The sequence below is a fragment of the Serinicoccus sediminis genome, assembly GCF_004153545.1.
Lineage (GTDB): Bacteria > Actinomycetota > Actinomycetes > Actinomycetales > Dermatophilaceae > Ornithinicoccus > Ornithinicoccus sediminis_A.
In genome coordinates this window covers 73,995-93,476 of record NZ_SDVA01000009.1, presented here as the reverse complement: position 1 = coordinate 93,476, position 19,482 = coordinate 73,995, and the positions used below count along the sequence as shown (strand labels likewise).

Annotated in this window: 20 protein-coding genes; 12 read left to right on the top strand and 8 right to left on the bottom strand. The window is 73.6% G+C overall.

The window, feature by feature from the left end; translation table 11 throughout:
- From EUS26_RS10115 to era, 6 genes are read left to right on the top strand one after another with little or no spacing between them, the layout of a single operon-like run.
- Positions 1 to 738, top strand: coding sequence for a 16S rRNA (uracil(1498)-N(3))-methyltransferase (locus EUS26_RS10115; RefSeq protein ID WP_130013714.1), 738 nt, complete (start codon positions 1 to 3; stop codon positions 736 to 738).
- A complete protein-coding gene (locus tag EUS26_RS10110; RefSeq protein ID WP_130013781.1) occupies positions 735 to 2,132 on the top strand; it encodes an MFS transporter in 1,398 nt (465 codons plus the stop codon). Before EUS26_RS10115 ends, EUS26_RS10110 begins: the two co-directional genes overlap by 4 nt.
- Positions 2,133 to 2,145: 13 nt before the next feature.
- A complete protein-coding gene (locus tag EUS26_RS10105) occupies positions 2,146 to 3,201 on the top strand; it encodes a PhoH family protein (protein ID WP_130013713.1) in 1,056 nt (351 codons plus the stop codon).
- Entirely contained in the window at positions 3,198 to 3,722 is a 525-nt protein-coding gene (gene ybeY / locus EUS26_RS10100; protein ID WP_238148913.1) for an rRNA maturation RNase YbeY, read from the top strand. Before EUS26_RS10105 ends, ybeY begins: the two co-directional genes overlap by 4 nt.
- Positions 3,719 to 5,155, top strand: a complete 1,437-nt coding sequence (locus EUS26_RS10095; RefSeq protein ID WP_130013711.1) for a hemolysin family protein — start codon at positions 3,719 to 3,721, stop codon at positions 5,153 to 5,155. Before ybeY ends, EUS26_RS10095 begins: the two co-directional genes overlap by 4 nt.
- On the top strand, positions 5,145 to 6,065 hold the full coding sequence (gene era / locus EUS26_RS10090) for a GTPase Era (protein ID WP_130013710.1): 921 nt from the start codon (positions 5,145 to 5,147) through the stop codon (positions 6,063 to 6,065). The genes EUS26_RS10095 and era overlap by 11 nt, the downstream gene beginning before the upstream one ends.
- A gap of 53 nt (positions 6,066 to 6,118) precedes the next feature.
- Here the strand turns inward: era and EUS26_RS16960 are convergent, their stop codons facing one another.
- Positions 6,119 to 6,472: a PH domain-containing protein gene (locus EUS26_RS16960; protein ID WP_165368577.1), complete on the bottom strand. Its 354-nt coding sequence runs from the start codon at positions 6,470 to 6,472 to the stop codon at positions 6,119 to 6,121.
- Positions 6,473 to 6,864: 392 nt separating this feature from the next.
- Between EUS26_RS16960 and dhaK the strand changes: the two genes are divergently transcribed.
- Genes dhaK through ptsP form a run of 3 tightly spaced genes read left to right on the top strand, consistent with a single transcriptional unit; the run spans position 6,865 to position 10,991 of the window.
- Complete coding sequence (gene dhaK / locus EUS26_RS10080; protein WP_130013708.1) at positions 6,865 to 7,866, top strand: dihydroxyacetone kinase subunit DhaK; 1,002 nt, start codon at positions 6,865 to 6,867, stop codon at positions 7,864 to 7,866.
- A 4-nt stretch (positions 7,867 to 7,870) separates the two neighbouring features.
- Positions 7,871 to 8,497 (top strand): dihydroxyacetone kinase subunit DhaL, encoded by a 627-nt coding sequence (dhaL, locus tag EUS26_RS10075; RefSeq protein WP_130013707.1) that lies wholly within the window; start codon positions 7,871 to 7,873, stop codon positions 8,495 to 8,497.
- 10 nt (positions 8,498 to 8,507) lie between these two features.
- On the top strand, positions 8,508 to 10,991 hold the full coding sequence (ptsP, locus tag EUS26_RS10070; RefSeq protein WP_130013706.1) for a phosphoenolpyruvate--protein phosphotransferase: 2,484 nt from the start codon (positions 8,508 to 8,510) through the stop codon (positions 10,989 to 10,991).
- A 105-nt stretch (positions 10,992 to 11,096) separates the two neighbouring features.
- Here ptsP and EUS26_RS10065 read toward each other — a convergent pair whose 3' ends face one another.
- Positions 11,097 to 11,732 carry an alpha-ketoglutarate-dependent dioxygenase AlkB gene (locus EUS26_RS10065; protein WP_130013705.1) on the bottom strand — a complete coding sequence of 212 codons (636 nt, stop codon included), beginning with the start codon at positions 11,730 to 11,732 and terminating at the stop codon, positions 11,097 to 11,099.
- 96 nt (positions 11,733 to 11,828) lie between these two features.
- Between EUS26_RS10065 and recO the strand changes: the two genes are divergently transcribed.
- Together recO and EUS26_RS10055 are read left to right on the top strand one after the other, a co-directional pair.
- On the top strand, positions 11,829 to 12,560 hold the full coding sequence (recO, locus tag EUS26_RS10060) for a DNA repair protein RecO (RefSeq protein WP_130013704.1): 732 nt from the start codon (positions 11,829 to 11,831) through the stop codon (positions 12,558 to 12,560).
- Positions 12,561 to 13,343 (top strand): isoprenyl transferase, encoded by a 783-nt coding sequence (locus tag EUS26_RS10055; protein WP_130013703.1) that lies wholly within the window; start codon positions 12,561 to 12,563, stop codon positions 13,341 to 13,343.
- Positions 13,344 to 13,371: 28 nt separating this feature from the next.
- Here EUS26_RS10055 and EUS26_RS10050 read toward each other — a convergent pair whose 3' ends face one another.
- The 5 genes from EUS26_RS10050 to EUS26_RS10030 form a co-directional block, all read right to left on the bottom strand.
- A complete protein-coding gene (locus EUS26_RS10050) occupies positions 13,372 to 13,758 on the bottom strand; it encodes a Fur family transcriptional regulator (protein ID WP_130013702.1) in 387 nt (128 codons plus the stop codon).
- Positions 13,755 to 14,813 carry a metal ABC transporter permease gene (locus tag EUS26_RS10045; RefSeq protein WP_130013700.1) on the bottom strand — a complete coding sequence of 353 codons (1,059 nt, stop codon included), beginning with the start codon at positions 14,811 to 14,813 and terminating at the stop codon, positions 13,755 to 13,757. Before EUS26_RS10045 ends, EUS26_RS10050 begins: the two co-directional genes overlap by 4 nt.
- The gene (locus EUS26_RS10040; RefSeq protein WP_130013698.1) at positions 14,810 to 15,553 is read right to left on the bottom strand and encodes a metal ABC transporter ATP-binding protein; all 744 of its coding nucleotides are present in this window, start codon (positions 15,551 to 15,553) and stop codon (positions 14,810 to 14,812) included. The genes EUS26_RS10045 and EUS26_RS10040 overlap by 4 nt, the downstream gene beginning before the upstream one ends.
- Positions 15,550 to 16,518, bottom strand: coding sequence for a metal ABC transporter substrate-binding protein (locus EUS26_RS10035; RefSeq protein ID WP_130013696.1), 969 nt, complete (start codon positions 16,516 to 16,518; stop codon positions 15,550 to 15,552). Before EUS26_RS10035 ends, EUS26_RS10040 begins: the two co-directional genes overlap by 4 nt.
- Before the next feature lie 82 nt (positions 16,519 to 16,600).
- Positions 16,601 to 16,942, bottom strand: coding sequence for a DUF6703 family protein (locus EUS26_RS10030; RefSeq protein WP_238148905.1), 342 nt, complete (start codon positions 16,940 to 16,942; stop codon positions 16,601 to 16,603).
- Between the two features lie 55 nt (positions 16,943 to 16,997).
- Between EUS26_RS10030 and EUS26_RS10025 the strand changes: the two genes are divergently transcribed.
- The gene (locus tag EUS26_RS10025; protein WP_130013694.1) at positions 16,998 to 18,395 is read left to right on the top strand and encodes a glycine--tRNA ligase; all 1,398 of its coding nucleotides are present in this window, start codon (positions 16,998 to 17,000) and stop codon (positions 18,393 to 18,395) included.
- A 63-nt stretch (positions 18,396 to 18,458) separates the two neighbouring features.
- Here the strand turns inward: EUS26_RS10025 and EUS26_RS10020 are convergent, their stop codons facing one another.
- Positions 18,459 to 19,067: a LysE/ArgO family amino acid transporter gene (locus tag EUS26_RS10020; RefSeq protein ID WP_130013692.1), complete on the bottom strand. Its 609-nt coding sequence runs from the start codon at positions 19,065 to 19,067 to the stop codon at positions 18,459 to 18,461.
- Positions 19,068 to 19,482: the final 415 nt, after the last annotated feature.

Below are 19,482 nucleotides of genomic sequence, written 5' to 3'. Positions count from 1 at the left end.
GTGAGCGACCCGCTCTTCCTGCTGCCCCCCGGCGCGCTCTCCGGCGAGGAGGTCGTGCTGGACGGCCCCGAGGGACGCCACGCGGCGACCGTGCAGCGCATCGGAGCGGGGGAGAGCGTCATCGTCTCCGACGGGGTCGGGGACGGTGCCCGGTGCCTCGTGCTGGACGCCGCCGACGGGGCGCTGCGCCTGCGGGTGACCGAGCGACTGACCGACCCGCCGCCTGCGCTGCGGCTGGTCCTCGTCCAGGCGCTCGCGAAGGCGGACCGGGACCTGCAGGCCGTCGAGACGGCGACCGAGCTGGACGTCGACGAGGTCGTGCCCTGGCAGGCCGACCGCAGCATCGTGCGGTGGCGCGGTGAGCGGGCGACCAAGGCGCTGCGCAAGTGGGACCAGACCATCGTCGCGGCGACCAAGCAGTCCCGACGGCTGCGCCGCCCGCTCCTCGCGGACCCGGTGGCCCGGCGCGGCCTGCTCGACCGGGCGGCCCGGGCCGACCTGGTCCTCGTGCTGCACGAGGAGGCGCAGGAGCCGCTGAGCACGGTGCAGCTGCCCGACGCCGGCGAGGTCCTGCTCGTCGTCGGCCCCGAGGGCGGCATCTCGCCCGAGGAGCTGCGCGAGCTGGTCGACGTCGGTGGCCGGGCCGTGCGCCTCGGCCGCAGCGTGCTGCGCACCTCCACCGCCGGGCCGGCCGCGCTGGCGGTCCTCGGCGCCGCGTCCTCGCGGTCGTGGCGATGACCATCCGCGCGCGGGCGGACGGCCTGCGCGAGGAGCAGCTCACCGTCTTCTCGCCCGGGATCCGCAGCGCCTCGGTCGGCGCGACCGTCCTCATCGCCATCTTCGCGCTGGAGTACATCGCGGTCGGTGCGGCCATGCCCACCGTCGCGGCCGCCCTCGACGGCTACCACCTCTACAACATGGCCTTCGGCGCCACCGTCGCCGCGAGCGTGGTCGGCATGATCGTGGGCGGGTGGTGGTCCGACCGTTCCGGCCCGCGGCCGGTGGTGCTGGCCGGGGGAGGAGCCTTCGTCGCCGGCCTGCTCGTCGCCGGCCTCGCCACCTCGATGGAGATCTTCGTCGTCGGCCGCGGTCTGCAGGGCCTCGGCAGCGGGCTGGCCAGCGTGGCGCTCTACGTCGTCATCGCCCAACGGGTCCCGGACGTGCTACGGCCGCCCGTCTTCTCGTTGCTCGCCGCGGCGTGGGTGCTGCCGGGCCTGGCCGGCCCGCTGCTCACCGGCCTCGTGGTGGAGCACCTGTCGTGGCGCTGGGTGTTCCTCGGGGTCGCCCCGGGCATCGTGCTCGCGGCGCTCGTGCTGCGGCCGGCGCTGCGGTCCACCCGTCCCAGCAGCGACGCCGGGCACCTGCGGCCGGGCATCATCGGCTGGGCCGTCCTCGCCGCGGTGGGCGTGGGTCTGCTCAACCTCGCCGGCGAGCGGATCGAGGCCTACGAGTACGTCCTGGGGGCCGTCCTGCTGGTCCTGCTGGGGCTCTCCGCGCGGCACCTGCTGCCCCGCGGCGCTCTCGTCCTCGCCCGCGGTTTGCCCTCGGTCGTCGGCGTCCGGGCCGTCCTGGGGGCGTCCTTCGTGGCCGCCGAGGCCTACCTCCCGCTCATGCTGCGCGACGAGCACGGCTACAGCCCGGCACAGGCCGGCGGGGTCCTGGCCGCCGCGTCGGTCACCTGGGCCCTCGGCTCCTGGTGCCAGGGCCGGGCCGCCCCCGACCGCGACCGCTACCTGCTCATGCTCGCCGGCGTCTGCGGGTATGCCGCGGTCATGGCGGTCCTCGGGGTGGCCGTGTGGGCGTCCTGGCCGGGCTGGGCCGTCATCGCCCTCTACGGCCTCGCGACCTTCGGGGTAGGCATCGCCTACCCGAACACCTCGGTGCTGACCCTGCGGCTGTCCAGCGACCGCGAGGTGGGCCGCAACTCGTCTGCCCTGCAGGTGGGTGAGGCACTGGCCAGCGCCCTCGCCCTGGCCGTCACCGGGGTCGTCTTCGGCCTCACCTACGGCACGGCGCCGCATACCGCGTTCGTCGGGACCCTGGTCGTCGCGATCGTCGTCGGGGCGCTGTCCGTGCTCACCGCGGTGCGGGCGAGGCCTGCACGCACGGCGTCCGTCGGCGCCGGCGTCTAGAGTGGAGGCCCTGATGACGCAGACCGACACCAGCCCACGACCCCAGGCCACCCACACCGTCGTCATCCCCGACGAGGTGCCCATGGTCACCCTCCTCGGTCCGCGCGACGAGCTGCTGCGCACCGTCGAGCGCGCCTTCCCGAAGGTGGACGTCCACGTCCGCGGCAACGAGTTCCGGCTGACCGGCGACTCCGCGGAGCTGGCGCTGGTCGAGCGCCTCGTCGACGAGCTGCTCGCCATCGTCGGCCGAGGCCAGCCGCTCAACCGGGACGCCGTCGAGCGCAGCATCGGCATGCTGCGGACCGCGACCTCCGACCGGCCGGCCGACGTGCTGACGATGAACATCGTGTCCAGCCGGGGCAGGACGATCCGGCCCAAGACGCTGAACCAGAAGCACTACGTCGACGCGATCGACGAGCACACCATCGTCTTCGGGCTCGGGCCCGCCGGCACCGGCAAGACCTACCTGGCGATGGCCAAGGCGGTCGCCGCGCTGCAGGCCAAGCAGGTGAACCGGATCATCCTCACCCGTCCGGCGGTCGAGGCGGGGGAGCGGCTGGGCTTCCTGCCGGGCACCCTCACCGACAAGATCGACCCCTACCTGCGTCCGCTCTACGACGCGCTGCACGACATGGTCGACAGCGAGTCGATGTCCAAGCTCATGGCCGCGGGCACCATCGAGGTGGCGCCCCTGGCTTACATGCGCGGCCGCAGCCTCAACGACGCCTTCATCATCCTCGACGAGGCCCAGAACACCTCGCCCGAGCAGATGAAGATGTTCCTCACCCGGCTCGGGTTCGGCTCCAAGATGGTCGTCACCGGCGACACCACCCAGGTCGACCTGCCCGGCGGCACCCAGTCCGGCCTGCGGGTCGTGCAGGACATCCTCGCCGACGTCGAGGACATCCACTTCTCCCACCTGACCAGCCAGGACGTCGTGCGGCACCGGTTGGTGAGCGACATCGTCGACGCCTACGGCCGGTTCGACGAGCGTCGTCAGGGGCGCGGTCCGCGGCGGTCGGCACCGGGCGCGGCCGGCGGGGGGCCGGCCCCGCAGGAGGGCAGCTGATGATCGAGGTGCTCAACGAGTCGGGGGAGGTGCCGGCGCCCGTCCCCGAGCAGGAGCTGGCCGACCTCGGCCGGCACGTCCTCGACCAGCTGCAGGTCAACCCGCGGGCGGAGCTGACCATCACCCTCGTCGACGAGGAGACGATGGCCAACCTGCACCAGCGCTGGATGGACCTCCCCGGGCCGACGGACGTCATGAGCTTCCCCATGGACGAGCTGCGCCCCGGGGGCTACGCCGGGCGTGGCGAGGACGAGACCCCCGAGGAGGCCGGGGTGCTGGGCGACGTCGTGCTGTGCCCCGCGGTGGCGCGGTCGCAGGCCCAGCAGGCGGGCCACGCGGTCGGGGACGAGCTGCTGCTGCTCACCACGCACGGGATCCTGCACCTGCTCGGCTTCGACCACGCCGAGAAGGCCGAGGAGCGCGAGATGTTCGACCTGCAGCGGACGCTGCTGTTGACCTTCCTGGCCCACCGGGGCCGGACCACGCGTGCGGCCGACGACGACGTGGTGGGCCGCCCGTGACCACCCTCGTGCTCGTCGCGGTCGCGACGACCGTCATCGCCTTCCTCCTGGCCGCCGGGGAGACCGCGCTGCAGCGGGTCAGCGTCCGGCGGGCCGAGCAGCTCGTCGACGAGGGTCGGTCCGGCGCCCGGGCGCTGCTGCGCATCTCGGGCGACGCGGCTCCCTACCTCGCGGTCGCCACGTTCGTCCGGGTCGCCGCGGAGGCGGCCACGGCGGTCATGGTGACCGTGGCCGTCGACATCCTCACCGACTCGCACCTGCAGACCGCGCTCATCGCCATCGCCATCATGGTGGTCGTGACCTTCGTCGTGGTCGGCGTCTCGCCGCGGACCCTGGGTCGCCAGCACAGCGAGGCGGTCGCGCTCATGGCGGCACCCGTCGTGCGGCTGCTGCGCCTCTTCCTCGGCCCGGTCGCCAAGCTGCTCGTCCTGTTCGGCAACGCCGTCACGCCGGGTCGCGGGTATGCCGAGGGGCCGTTCGCCAACGAGACCGAGCTGCGCGAGCTGGTCGACCTCGCCGGGGAGTCCTCGGTCATCGAGGACGACGAGCGGGAGATGATCCACTCCATCTTCGAGCTGGGCGACACCGTGGCCCGCGAGGTCATGGTGCCGCGCCCGGACCTGGTGACGATCAAGGCCGAGAAGGTCCTCCGGCAGGCCATGTCGCTGCTGCTGCGATCCGGGTTCTCTCGGGTGCCGGTCGTCGGTGAGGACACCGACGACGTGCTGGGCATGCTCTACTTCAAGGACGTCGCGCGGGCGGTCAACAGCCGCGCCGAGGCGGCCGCGGTCGTCCCGGTCACCGACGTCATGCGGCCCGTGCAGCGCATCCCCGAGATGAAGCGGGTCGACGAGCTGCTCAAGGAGATGCAGCAGGGCCGGCAGCACGTGGCCATCGTCATCGACGAGTACGGCGGCACCGCCGGCCTCGTCACCATCGAGGACATCGTCGAGGAGATCGTGGGCGAGATCACCGACGAGTACGACCGGGACAGCGTCGACGTCGAGGAGGTCACGCTCGACGACGGCACCGTGCGCACCCGGGTGCCGGCGAACCTGCCGGTGGACGACCTGGCGGAGATGTTCGACGTCGAGATCGAGACCGAGGACGTCGACTCCGTCGGCGGACTGCTGTCCACGGCGATCGGCATGGTGCCCATCCAGGGAGCGGTCGGCGAGGTCGCCGGGCTGGAGCTCACGGCCGAGCGGATGGCCGGCCGTCGGCGACGGGTGGCCACCGTCCTCGTGCGCCGCGCTCCCGAGCCTGACGACACCGAGGACGAGGACCGCGCTGGTGCCCGTGGCGAGGACGGCGGCGCGGACCGCGGGCCCGACGAGCCGAGCCCCGTGGCGGACCGGCATACCGACACCCCCACGCGACGCGGCGAGCGGCGCGCCCCCCACGACGACGAGGTGAGCACGAGTGTCCGATGAGCAGGCCTACCGCGCCGGTTTCGTCAGCCTGGTCGGGCGGCCCAACGCGGGCAAGTCGACCCTGACCAACGCCCTCGTCGGCAGCAAGGTGGCGATCACGTCGTCCAAGCCGCAGACGACCCGCCACGCGATCCGGGGCATCCGCACCACGGAGCGCTCTCAGCTCATCCTCGTCGACACCCCCGGGCTGCACCGACCCCGTTCGCTGCTGGGCCAGCGGCTCAACGACCTCGTGCGCGAGACCCTGCTCTCGGTGGACGTCATCGGCTTCTGCCTGCCCAGCGACCAGCGGGTGGGGCCCGGGGACACCTTCATCGCCCGCGACCTGGGCGACCTGCACCGGGTCCGCAAGGTGCCGGTGGTGGCCATCGCGACCAAGTCGGACGCCGTGAGCCGCGACCGGCTGGCCGAGCACCTCGTCGCCATCGACCAGCTCGGCGACTGGGACGCGATCATCCCCTGCTCGGCCACCGGCGGTGAGCAGGTGGAGGAGGTCGCCGAGCTCTTGGCGTCCTACCTGCCGGAGAGCCCGCCGCTCTACCCCGCCGACCAGATCACCGACGAGTCGACGCTGGTGCAGATCGCCGAGCTGGTGCGCGAGGCGGCCCTGGAGGGGGTGCGCGACGAGCTGCCGCACAGCCTGGCCGTGCAGGTGGAGGAGATCGTCCCCCGGGAGGACCGCCCCGAGGACGCACCCCTGTCGGACGTGCGCGTCAACGTCTTCGTGGAGCGCTCCAGCCAGAAGGCCATCATCATCGGCCGCGGCGGCTCGCGGCTGCGCGAGGTGGGCACCGAGGCGCGGCGCGGCATCGAGGAGCTGCTCGGTCACCGGGTGCACCTCGACCTGCACGTCAAGGTGGCCAAGGACTGGCAGCGCGACCCCAAGGCCCTGGACCGCCTGGGCTTCTGAGCCGGCCGCCCTGCCCGACCCGGCACCCCCGCGCGCACCCGGGGCCGACGGGCCTAGCGCTCCTGCCCGGTGACAGACGCTCGCGCCGCCTGCACCTCGCCGAGCTGCTCGGTCTGGACCCCGGGCAACGGGTAGCGCCGACCGTCGTCGAGGTGCACGGTGACCACCGTCGCCCACCGCCCGCCCTCGGCCCTCAGGTCGGCCACCTCGGACCAGGGGACGACGAGTGGCCGCGTCAGACCTCTCCGTAGCTCCAGGCCGTCCTCGGTCCCCCGAGTCCGGGGAAGGACGACGACGAGCACGAGCATCAGGGGGGAGAGAGTCCCGAGGAGTCTCGCCAGCACCCACAGGCTCCATCCGTTCCTGGCCACCTCCAGGACGGGGACGAAGAGAAGGAGCGCGCTCACGAGCAGACAGATCGTCACCCAGAGGCGGGCACGGCGGCCGCCCGCGCGCCATTCGGTCGGGCCGGCCCTCTCCTGGGGTCCCTGCCCGGTGGGTTCGGCTGTCTCTGCGTGCCGCTGCCCCCTGCTCGCGGCCATCCCCGGTGGCTGCGCCTCGTCCCCGCTCATGGCGGCATCCTGCCCCAGGCCACGGACGGGCGCCCGCCGAGGACGGCTTGGCTGCTCCCCAGCAGCCCGGACGTGGCCATCCCGGCGACAGGCCCGGCCCGGACGGCTCAGCCGCGCACGTGAGCGGCTTGAGCCGTCCTCGACCCTCGCGTCGCGAGGACGCGACGTCCCTGACCGGCAGGACGGAGGCATTCCCGAGCGGGCCCATCCGTGGCAGAGTGGGCACCATGAAGAAGCTGCTCAACGACCCCGCTGACGTGGTCGTCGAGGCGCTGGCGGGGATGGCTGCGGCCCACCCCGACCACCTGCGCGTCGACCTGGACCACAAGCTCGTGCTCCGGGCCGGTGCGCCGGTCTCCGGCAAGGTCGCCCTCGTCTCCGGCGGGGGTTCGGGCCACGAACCGCTGCACGGCGGCTTCGTCGGCCGCGGCATGCTCGACGCGGCCTGTGCCGGCGAGGTGTTCACCTCGCCGGTGCCGGACCAGATCCTCGCGGCGACCACCGCCGTCGACGGGGGCGCGGGCGTGCTGCACATCGTCAAGAACTACACCGGCGACGTCATGAACTTCGAGATGGCGGCCGAGATGGCGGCGGAGTCCGGCGTCCAGGTCGAGGCCGTCGTCACCGACGACGACGTCGCCGTCCAGGACAGCCTCTACACCGCCGGACGCCGCGGGGTCGGCGTCACCGTGCTGCTCGAGAAGATCGTCGGCGCCGCCGCCGAGGAGGGCCAGGACCTCGCCGCGTGCGCCGACCTCGCGCGCCGCGTCAACGCCGAGGGCCGGTCCATGGGCATCGCGCTCACCTCGTGCACGGTGCCCGCCGCCGGCAAGCCGACCTTCGAGCTCGCGGACGACGAGATGGAGATCGGCATCGGCATCCACGGCGAGCCCGGGCGCTCCACCGAGAAGCTCGCGCCGGCGCGCGAGGTCGCGGCCCGCCTCGTCGAGCCGGTCGTCTCCGACCTGTCCCTGGAACGCGGAGAGTCGGTCATCGCCTTCGTCAACGGCATGGGCGGGACCCCCTTGCTGGAGCTCTACCTCATGTACGGCGAGGTGGCGAAGCTGCTCGACGACGCGGGCATCACCGTCGCCCGGTCGCTGGTGGGCAACTACATCACCTCCCTCGAGATGGCAGGGTGCTCGGTCACGCTGCTGCGCGCGGACGAGGAGATGGTGCGGCTCTGGGACGCCCCCGTGGACACGCCCGGCCTGCGATGGGGAGGATGAGCGCATGGCTGACCTCACCGCATTCCAGTCCTGGATCGCCGCGTGCTCCGAGAGCATCACGACCCACGCCGACGACCTGACCGAGCTCGACCGCGCGATCGGCGACGCCGACCACGGCAGCAACATGAGGCGTGGCCTCAGCGCGTGCGCGGCCCTCGCCGACCAGGAGGACTTCTCCAGCATCGACGCCTACCTGAAGAAGGTCGGTATGACGCTGGTCAGCACGGTGGGCGGGGCGTCGGGCCCGCTCTACGGCACCTTCTTCCTGCGCCTCGCCGGGCCGCTGGCCGCGAGCGAGGACGTCGGGTCGCGCGAGTTCGGGCAGGCGCTGCGGGCCGGTGTCGAGGGCATCGTCGCGCGCGGCAAGGCCGAGGCCGGGGACAAGACGATGTATGACGCGTTCTCACCCGCGCTGGAGGCCTTCGAGTCGGCCGCGGGCTCGGGGGCCGGTCTCGCCGAGGCGCTGCAGGCCGCCGCCGACGCTGCTGCCCAGGGCCGGGACGCGACCGAGCCGATGGTCGCCCGGAAGGGCCGCGCGTCATACCTGGGGGAGCGTAGCGCCGGGCACCAGGACCCCGGGGCCACCAGCGCCACCCTGCTCATCGAGGCCGCCGCGAAGACCCTCGCGTGAGCCGGGCGTGATGATCGGGCTGGTCGTCGTCTCGCACAGCCGCGCCCTGGCGGAGGCCGCCGTCGCCCTCGCGGCGGAGATGAGCCCGGACGACGGACCGGCCCTGGAGGTCGCCGCCGGGCTCGACGAGCAGACGACCGGGACCGACGCCGTCGCCATCGCCGAGGCGCTCGGCCGGGCGGACGACGCGTCCGGGGGCGCCGGTGTGCTGGTCCTGGTGGACCTCGGCAGTGCCGTGCTGTCCGCCGAGATGGCGCTGGAGATGGTCGATCCCGACGTCGCCGCCCGGGTCGTCATCAGCCCGGCACCGCTCGTCGAAGGACTCATCGCCGCCACCGTGGCCGCCGGCACCGGGGCCGACCTGCCCACGTGCGCCACCGAGGCCGGGCGTGGGCTGGACGCCAAGGCCTCCCACCTGGGCGATGCTCCTGGTGCGACGGCGCCCCCGACGGAGGAGGTCGACGAGCCCGGCGACTGGGACGCCGTGGAGGTCTCGGTCACCGGGGAGCACGGCCTGCACGCCCGGCCCGCCTCCCGGCTCGTGTCGACGGCGGCCACCGCTGCCCCCGACACCCGGGTCCGTGTCCGCAACGTGACCACCGGGACCGGCCCGGTGGACGCGCTGAGCCTGTCCGGTGTCGCGACGCTCGGCGCCCGGCAGGGCCACGTGCTGCGGGTCGAGGCGTCGGGCGAGCGCGCCGAGGAGGTGCTGGGGCAGATCGAGCGGCTCGCGGCCACCGCCTTCGGCGACGAGCCCGGCCCCGCCCAGCCCCTGGCCGACGCCGCCGCGCCCGCCCCCTCGGTGAGCGAGGAGCCCGGTGTCGCCGGGTCGGGGCTCGAGGCCGCCATGGGCCCGGCCGTGCTCGACCAGACGGTCCCGGAGCCCGACGACCTGGTGGCCGGCACCGAGCAGGAGGAGCAGGACCGGCTGGACCGGGCGGTCGGCCAGGCGCTGGAAGCCCTCGACCAGCTGTGCGCACGGGCGCGCCGGCACCTGGGCGACGGGCAGGCGGAGGTGTTCGAGGCGCACGCTGCCCTGCTGCGCGACCCGGAGCTGCTCGGCGACGTCGGCCGGCGGATCTCCGCGGGGGAGGCTGCGCCGCTCGCCTGGCAGCAGGCCGTGCACGAGATCGCCGCCCGTTTCGAGGCGTTGCCCGACGCCTACCTGCAGGAGCGGGCGCAGGACGTGCGCTCGGTCGGCGAACGGGTCATGCGGGTGCTGCTGGAGGTCGCCGAGCCGGAGGCGCTGGGGGAGGGGGTGCTCGTCGTCGACGAGCTGGACCCGGCCCTGGCGATCTCCCTCGACGCGGGTGCCATCCAGGGGGTCGTCACCCGGCACGGGGGCGCGCTCGGGCACGGGGTGCTCATCGCCCGGGCCCGCGGGGTGCCGGTGCTGACCGGCGCCGGGGCCCGGGCCGACGTCGAGGCCGGCACGCTCATCGCCTTCGACGCCCGCGCCGGCCGGCTGGAGATCGACCCGGCACCGGAGGTGCAGACCGCCTTCTCCCAGATGCTGGAGCGGCGCGCCGCCGAGCGACAGCAGGCCCTGGCCGACACCCACCTGCCGGTCGTGACCCGCGACGGCGTGCGGGTCACGGTGAAGGCCAACGTCTCCTCCGTGGCCGTCGCCCGGCTCGGCGCCGGGCTGGGTGCCGAGGGCTCCGGGCTGGTGCGCACGGAGGCGGTCTTCGCCCAGTGGCACCGCGCCCCGACCGTCGACCAGCAGGTGGAGGTCTACTCCGCCATCGCGGACGCCTTCGATCCGCACGCCGTGACCATCCGTACCTGGGACGTCGGCGGCGACAAGCCGCTGGACTTCATCCCCATCGAGGAGGAGGCCAACCCCTTCCTCGGCGTACGCGGGATCCGCGCCTTCCGGCAGGACCCGGCCCTGCTGCTCGACCAGCTGGAGGCGCTGTGCCGGGTGGCCCGCAGCCACCGGATCAACGTGCTCTTCCCCATGGTCACCTCACTGGACGACGTCGACTGGGCGCGCGCGAGGCTGCAGGAGGCGGCCCGGCGCATCGGGTTGTCGGCGCCGCCGCACCAGCTGGGGGTCGGCATCATGGTCGAGGTGCCCGCCGTCGCGGTGCGGCTGGCCCGGCTGGCGCAGGGTCTCGACGTCATCTCCATCGGCAGCAACGACCTCAGCCAGTACACCCTCGCCGCCGAGCGCGGCAACCCGAACGTGGCGACGTGGTCCGACGGGCTCGACCCCTCCGTGCTGCAGCTCATCCGCCTGATCTGCGACCGTGCCCCGGAGGGGGTCGTCGTCAGCCTCTGCGGCGAGCTGGCCAGCGACCCCGAGGTCGCCGGGCTGCTCGTCGGGCTGGGCGTGCGCGAGCTGAGCGCCTCGCCGAGCGCCGTCCCGACGATCAAGGCCCGGCTGCGGGCGGTCTCGTTGCGCGAGCTGCAGGACCTCGCGGCCAGCGCCGTCACCGCCCGGGACGCCGCCGCCGTGCGTGACCTCCTCACCCTGCACATCCAGGGCTGACCGCGCACCGGACGCGCGTCCAGCCCGCACCGGACGCGCGCTCAGCACTCACCGGACGCGTGCTCGGCCCGCACCGGACGTGCGCTCAGGACCTCGGGCGGGAGCTCAGCGCACCCCGCGCGGCCGGAACTGGATGCTGATCCGCGGGCCGACCGGTGCGGACGTCTTGGGGACGCAGTGGTCCCATGTGCGCTGGCACGACCCGCCCATGACGAGCAGGTCACCGTGGCCGAGCACGTGCCGGATGCTCTCGCCGCCGCCCCGGGGCCGCAGCAGCAGTGCCCGGGGCGCGCCCAGCGAGACGATGGCCACCATCGTGTCGTGCTCCTTGCTCCGGCCGATCCGGTCCCCGTGCCACGCCACGCTGTCACGCCCGTCGCGGTAGAGGCACATCCCGGCGGTCGCGAACGGCTCGCCCAGCTCGGCGGCATACCAGCGGCTCAGCTCCTCCCTGGCGCTGCTCAGCACCGGGTCCGGGAGCGGTTCGCGCTCGCCGTAGAAGCGCAGCAGCCGCGGCGTGGTGACCTGCCGGTCCCACATCTGCCGCTCCTCGCCGTGCCACTCGACCCCGGCCGGGCCGCCCAGCGCGAGCCGCGAGAAGAGCTCGTCGGACCCGGTGACCCAGCCCGGCCGCACGTCGACCCAGGCGCCGTGGTCGAGAGTGGTGCGGCGCACACCGCCGGCCAGGGGGCGCAGGCCGACCTCGTCGACCTGGTCCAGCAGCGATCCCTGCAGCATCATGGCGCCACTCTAGAACACCTGTGCGATTCGCGCACGCCTCCCGCCCGTCGGAGCGGTATGCCGGCCCGCAGCCGTCGGCGGTGGGACACTGGTCGTATGCCCACCTACCGTGACGCCGCCATCGTGCTGCGGACGTACAAGCTCGGTGAGGCCGACCGCATCGTCATCCTGCTGGGGCGCACGCGTGGCCGGATCCGCGCCGTGGCCAAGGGCATCCGGCGCACCTCCAGCAAGTTCGGCGCCCGGCTCGAGCCCGGCATGGTCGTCGACGTCCAGTGCTACGAGGGCCGCAGCCTCGACACCATCACCCAGGCGGACGGCCTGGCGCCCTACGGCGACGCGATCGCCCGGGACTACCCGGCCTGGACCGCGGCCAGCGTCATGCTGGAGACCTGCGAACAGCTCACCGAGGAGGGCACGCCCGCGCTGCAGCACTTCCGGCTGCTCGCCGGCGGGCTCGCCGCCCTCGCGGCCGGCGACCACGACGCCCGGCTCGTGCTCGACTCCTACCTGCTGCGGGCGCTGGCGATCGCCGGCTGGCGGGCGAGCTTCGTCGACTGCGCGCGCTGCGGCATGACCGGGCCGCACCGCGCGTTCCACGTGCCCTCCGGAGGCTCGGTCTGCCCGGTATGCCGTCCGCCCGGCTCGACCGCACCGGCACCGGAGACCATGGCGCTGCTGGCGGCGCTGTTCACCAGCGACTGGGGGGTCGCCGACGGCAGCCAGAGCCGGCACCGCGGCGAGGCGAGCGGGCTGGTCGCGGCATACCTGCAGTGGCACCTGGAGCGTGGCGTGCGCTCACTGCGACACCTGGAGAGGACCCCCTGAGTGACCACCCCACCCCGGCAGCCCTTCGCCCACCCCTCGGGTGCGACGCCGCCGCCGGTGCCGCGCGACCTCGTCCCGCGGCACGTCGCCATCGTCATGGACGGCAACGGCCGGTGGGCCAACCAGCGGGGCCTCACGCGCACGCAGGGGCACGAGGCGGGGGAGGCCTCGCTGCTGGACGTCATCGCCGGCGGCATCGAGATCGGGGTGCAGTGCATCAGCGCCTACGCCTTCTCGACCGAGAACTGGCGGCGCAGCCCCGACGAGGTGCGCTTCCTCATGGGCTTCAACCGCGCCGTCATCCACCGGCGCCGCGAGGAGCTGGACTCCTGGGGGGTGCGGGTCGTCTGGTCCGGGCGCCGACCCCGGCTGTGGAGGTCGGTCATCTCCGAGCTCGAGTCGGCGCAGCGGCAGACGCAGGGCAACGACGTCATCACCCTCAACTTCTGCGTCAACTACGGCGGGCGGGCCGAGATCGGCGACGCGGTCCGGCGCATCGCCGACGACGTCCAGGCCGGTCGCCTGTCGCCCCGCGGCGTCGACGAACGCACCATCGGGCGCTACCTCTACCACCCCGAGGTGCCCGACGTGGACCTCTTCGTCCGCAGCTCGGGGGAACAGCGCACGTCCAACTTCCTGCTGTGGCAGAGCGCCTACGCCGAGATGGTCTTCCAGGACGTGCTGTGGCCCGACTACGACCGGCGCGACCTGTGGCGCGCGGTCGAGCAGTATGCCGCGCGCGACCGCCGCTACGGCGGCGCCGTGGACACCCCGACGGCCTGACCGCCGGTCCGCCGCCTCAGGGCTGTCCTCAGTGGCAGGAGCCGCAGGTGCCGAAGATCTCCAGCGTGTGCGCCACGTCGCTGAAGCCGTGCTCGGCGGCGACGGCGTCGGTCCAGCGCTCGACGGTGGGGCCCTCGACCTCCACGGTGCGCCCGCAGGCGCGGCAGACGAGGTGGTGGTGGTGCCCGGTGGAGCACTTGCGGTAGACCGCCTCCCCCTCGCCGGTGCGCAGCACGTCGACGTCACCGGCGTCGGCCAGGCTCGACAGGGTGCGGTAGACGGTCGCCAGGCCCACCTTCTCGCCCGACTCCCGCAGCTGGGCGTGCAGGTCCTGGGCGCTGGTGAAGTCCCGCGTCGAGCCGAGGGCGTCCATCACCGCCGACTGCTGGCGGGTGGGGCGTCGGGTCGTGGTCATCGGGTCACCTCCTCGCGGTCCTCCAGGGTATGCCGTCCGGCCCGGTCGCCCCGCCCACGGCCCGGGCGCGTCCCGGCGGCGTCGTACTCGGGCGGGGCGTGCTCGTCGTAGTGCCCCTCGTGCGCGGCGTGCCGGTGCCCGTCGTGCAGGTAGTCGACGTGGTCGCCGTGCTCGACGGCCTCGTGACCGCACTCGAGGCCGTGCTCGTGCGGGTGCCGCTCAGCGCGCCGGTGACGTGCGGTGGCGACGGCCTTGCGCAGGACCCCGCCGAGGACGGCGACCGCGAAGAGGGCGATGGCGAGCAGGACGATCGTGCCGCCGGAGGCCGTGTCGGCGTAGTAGCTCGTCGCGACCCCGCCCACCGAGGAGACCACGCCGATGCCGACCGCCCACCACGTGGCGGAGCGGAAGCTGGCCGACAGCTGCTGCGCCGCGGCGTTGGGGATGATCATGAGCGCACTGATGAGCAGCAGCCCGATGACCCGCATCGCGACGACCACGGTCACCGCGGTGAGCACGGCCAGGACGATGTTGAGCGCCAGGACGGGCAGTCCCGAGGCGCGGGCGAACTCCTCGTCACCGGCCACGGCGAAGAGGCGCTGCCGCAGCACCACGGTGACGACGACGATGACCGCCGACAGGGCCGCGAAGACCACGACGTCGGCGCGGGTGGTCGTGGTGATCGAGCCGAAGAGGTAGCCGGTGAGGTTGGCGGTCTGGGCCCCCTGGACCTTGTTGATGATGACGACTCCGGCCGCCAGACCGCCGTAGAACATCAGGGCGAGCGCGACGTCCCCGGAGGTGCGGCCGCGGGCCCGGATGAGCTCGATCACCACGCCGGCCAGGGTGGCTGCGACCAGCGCCGTCCATACCGGGCTGCTGTCGGTGACGACCCCGATCGCCACGCCGGCCAGCGCCACGTGGCCCAGGCCGTCGCCGACGAGGGAGAGGCGGCGCTGCACGAGGAAGATGCCGACCATGGGCGCGGCCAGCCCGACGACGAGCGCGGCCAGCAGCGCGTTGCGCATGAAGTCCAGCGCGAGCATGTCGCTCATGCGCCCTCCCGTCCGGCGGCGCGAGCGCGCTCGGCCTGGTGTGCGGCATACTCCTGCGGCGTGCCGTCGAAGCCGAGGTGCCCGGCGTCGACCGTGACGACCCGGTCCACGGTACCCCGGAGGGCGCCGAGCTCGTGGGTGACGACGAGCATGGTGGTGCCGCTGGTGGCGAGGCGTCGCAGCACCCCGGCGAGGACCACCTGGCTGGCCTCGTCGACGCCTGCCGTGGGCTCGTCCATGACGAGCACCTCGGGCTGCGCGACGAGGGCGCGGGCGATGAGCACGCGGCGCTGCTGCCCGCCGGAGAGGGTGTCGACGTCGAAGCGCGCACGGTCGCCCAGGCCGACCGTCTCGAGCGCCCGACGGACCGCCTCCCGGTCGGGCGGCCCCGTCGGCCGCCACCAGGGGCGGGTCGCGAGGAGTCCGGTGGCGACGATCTCCTGGACGGTGGCCCGGACGCCCCCGCTGAGGGTGTGCCGCTGCGGCACGTAGCCGATGCGCGTCCGGTCCTTGAGCCGGGCCAGCGGGGTGCCCAGCACCTCGACCGTCCCGCCCAGGTGGTCGGACAGGCCCAGCAGACCCGTGACCAGCGTGGTCTTGCCCGAACCGTTCGGCCCCAGCACGGCGACGACCTGCCCCGGGGCGATCGTCAGGTCCACGTCGCTGACGACCGGGCGGCCCTGGTGCCCGAAGCTCGCGTGCCGCAGGTCGACGACGGGGGGTGGTGCGGCGGCGCTCACGAGCAGCCTAGTCCTGCGGTCAGGGCCTCCAGGTTGGCGCGCATGATCTCGAGGTAGTCCAGGTCCGCCGTCTGCTCCGTGAGGCTCTCGACCGGATCCAGGGTGAGCACCTCGACCCCGGTCTCCTGGGCGACGGTGCGGGCGATCTGGTCGCCGACGAGCGGCTCGGCGAAGACCGTGTCGACCCCGAGCTGCTCGACCTGGGCGCTGACCTCGGCCAGCCGGGCGGGGGAGGGCTCGGACTCGGGCGAGATGCCCGTGATGCCGTGCTGGTGCAGGTCGTAGCGAGCCGCGATGTAGCCGAACGCCTCGTGCGAGGTGACCAGGTCGCGGCTCTCGCACCGGGCGAGACCCGCGGCGTACTCCTCGTCCAGCGCCTCCAGGTCGGCGACGACGTCGGCGGCGTTGGCCTCGTAGCCGTCCGCGCCCTCGGGGTCGATCTGCGCGAGCCGCTCGGCGATCGCCTCGGCGACGTCGCCGTAGCGCTGGGTGTCCAGCCAGAAGTGGGGGTCCTCGCCCCCGTGGTCGTGGGCCTCGCCCTCCTCGTCGGCGTGCTCCTCGTGCTCCTCGGCGCTCTCGTCGGCGTCCATGAGGTCGGCCACCGGGGTGACGTCGAGGGAGCTGTCGGGGGCCTGCCCGGCGACCGCGTCGTCGACGGGAGGCTGGAGGCCGGAGGAGTAGACGACCAGGTCGGCGCTGCCCACCGACCCGACCGCCCGCGGGCTCAGCTCGGCGTCGTGCGGGTCCGCGCCCGGACCGGTGAGGACGCTCAGCTCGGCGCGGTCCCCGGCGATCCGCTCGACGAGGTACTCCAGCGGGTAGAAGCTGGCGACCACCTCGACGGCGGCGTCCCCGCCCGACCCGCCGGTCCCGTCACCCCCGCTGCTCTCCGACGTCGAGCCGCACGCCCCGAGGACCAGGGCGAGGGAGGAGGCGAGGACGACGGGGGTGCGCAGTGCGGGCATACCACCAGTGTCAGCAGAATGAGAATGATTGTCAAAACGCTGCTCACGAGCCGCCGGGGCCGACGCGCGGCCCCGGCGCCGGTCAGCCGCGGGGGACGAGCTGGACGACGGTGATGGCGAGGAAGAGCAGCAGGACCGCCACCCGCATGAGGCGCTCGACGCCGGTGAGCCGGGGCCAGGAGAGGTAGAGCAGCCAGCCGACGAAGGCCAGGGCCACGGCCACGAGGACCCAGCCCACCACCCCGCCGAGGAGGCCACCACCGAGGATGAGCAGCAGGAGGGCCAGGAAGGGCAGCCACACCGGGAGCTTCGCCAGCTGCAGGAGGGCCGGCTGGCTGGCCCGTTCCACGGCGCTGCGCACCGGTCCGGGACCCGGTGCGGCGGACGGTGACCCGCGGTCGGGGGAGGGCTCGCTGGTGCTCACCGGGCCAGCCTAATCCTCGTCCGGAGGCCCTCCGCACGCCGCTTAGACTGGGCGCATGGCTCCCTCCACCGTCGATACCGTCGTGTCCCTGTGCAAGCGTCGAGGCTTCGTGTTCCCGTCGGGAGACATCTACGGAGGCACCCGCTCGGCCTGGGACTACGGCCCCCTGGGCGTGGCCCTCAAGGAGAACATCAAGCGGCAGTGGTGGCGCTCCATGGTGCAGACCCGCGACGACGTCGTCGGCCTGGACTCCTCGATCATCCTGCCCCGGCAGACCTGGGTCGCCTCCGGCCACGTCGGGGAGTTCTCCGACCCGCTCACCGAGTGCCAGTCGTGCCACAAGCGCTTCCGGGTCGACCACATGCAGGAGGCGGTGGCGGAGAAGGCGGCGCGCAAGGGCAAGGAGATCGACCCCGACGACGTGCCGCTGGAGGACATCACCTGCCCCAACTGCGGCAACAAGGCGTGGACGGCCCCGCGCGAGTTCAACATGATGCTCAAGACCTACCTCGGGGTCATCGAGGACGAGTCCGGTCTGCACTACCTGCGCCCGGAGACCGCGCAGGGCATCTTCGTCAACTTCGCCAACGTCCTCGGCACGTCGCGCAAGAAGCCGCCGTTCGGCATCGCGCAGACCGGCAAGTCGTTCCGCAACGAGATCACGCCGGGCAACTTCATCTTCCGCACCCGTGAGTTCGAGCAGATGGAGATGGAGTTCTTCGTCAAGCCGGGGGAGGACGAGGACTGGCACCAGTACTGGATCGACGAGCGCACCCGCTGGTACACCGACCTGGGCATCGACCCCGACAACCTGCGCCACTTCGAGCACCCGGCCGAGAAGCTGTCGCACTACTCCAAGCGCACCGTCGACATCGAGTACCGCTTCAACTTCGCCGGCAGCGAGTGGGGCGAGCTCGAGGGCATCGCGAACCGGACCGACTTCGACCTGTCCACCCACAGCGAGCACTCGGGCCAGGAGCTGTCCTACTTCGACCAGGCCAGCGGGGAGCGCTACGTGCCCTACGTCATCGAGCCGGCGGCCGGCCTGTCCCGCTCGCTCATGACCTTCCTCGTCGACGCCTACGCCGAGGACGAGGCGCCCAACACCAAGGGCGGCGTGGACAAGCGCGTCGTCCTGCGCCTCGACCCGCGCCTGGCGCCCGTCAAGGTGGCCGTGCTGCCGCTGTCGCGCAACGCCGACCTCACCCCGAAGGCGAAGGACCTCGCCGCCCGGCTGCGCCAGCACTGGATGGTGGACGTCGACGACGCCGGGGCGATCGGCAAGCGCTACCGCCGCCAGGACGAGATCGGTACCCCCTACTGCGTCACGGTGGACTTCGACACCCTCGAGGACCACGCGGTGACCATCCGCGACCGCGACTCGATGGGCCAGGAGCGGGTCTCGCTGGACCAGGTGGAGTCCTACCTCGCGCAGCGTCTCGTCGGCTGCTGACCGGAGCGCGGTCGGGCCGACAGCCGCCGCGCCGGTCCCCTGCGCCGGGAGCCGGGGCAGGCCTCAGCCGCCGGCGAGCAGGGCGACGCCCAGGCCCAGCATGACCAGGGCGATGAGCGCGTCCAGGACCTGCCAGGCCCGCGGCCGGGCCAGCAGGGGCGCCAGGCTGCGGGAGCCGAAGCCGAGCGCGCTGAACCACAGCACGCTCGCCGCCACGAGCCCGGCGTAGTACCACCACCGGTCCTGCGGGCCGTGGGTGTTGGCGATGGACCCGAGCACGATGATGTCGAGGTAGAGGTGCGGGTTCAGCCAGGTCAGGGCGGCCATGGTGGTCAGCGCGCGGCGTAGCGACACCCGCCCGCCCCCTCCGGCCACCAGGCTCTCGCCGGGGCGCAGCGCCCGCCAGCCCACGTGCAGGCCGTAGCCGATGACGAACAGCCCGCCGCCCCACCGCGCGACGGTGAGGAACGCCGGCCACTGCTCGACCGCTGCTCCCACCCCCAGGACGGCGAGCCCGATGAGCACCACGTCGGAGGCGGCGCACAGCGTCACGAGCGCCCCGACGTGCTGGCGGCGCAGGCCCTGGCGCAGCAGGTAGGCGTTCTGCGCACCGACGGCGGCGATGAGGGCGAGGCCGGTGAGCAGGCCGGTGGCGACGAGGGGGAGGGGCACGCCCACCACGGTATGTCGACGCCGCGCCAGCCGCGTCGTCGTCACCCGCACCAAGCTGGTCCGCGCGACCCCGGCGGGCGAGGTGCTGCTCCGGCTGGCCGGGCAGTGGGAGGTCCTCGTCGGGGACGCGCTGGCCGAGCTGGTGCCCGACACCCGCGGCATCCTGCAGCCCGGCACCGGGTGCGCTACGTCGCGGCCTGCACCCCCGCCTTCCACCGCAGGTGGTTCGCCGACGGGCTGCGCGCCGACGCCCTCGACACGGCTCCGGTCGTCCGCTTCGACGAGCGCGACCGGATGCAGCACCGTGTCTCCCGACGGTGGGCCCGCCGCGAGGTCGACCCCCCGGCCTGGACGTTCTCACCCGCTGCGTCACCGAGCAGGCGGCGACGTCGCCGGCACCGGCGTCCCGCGGGCC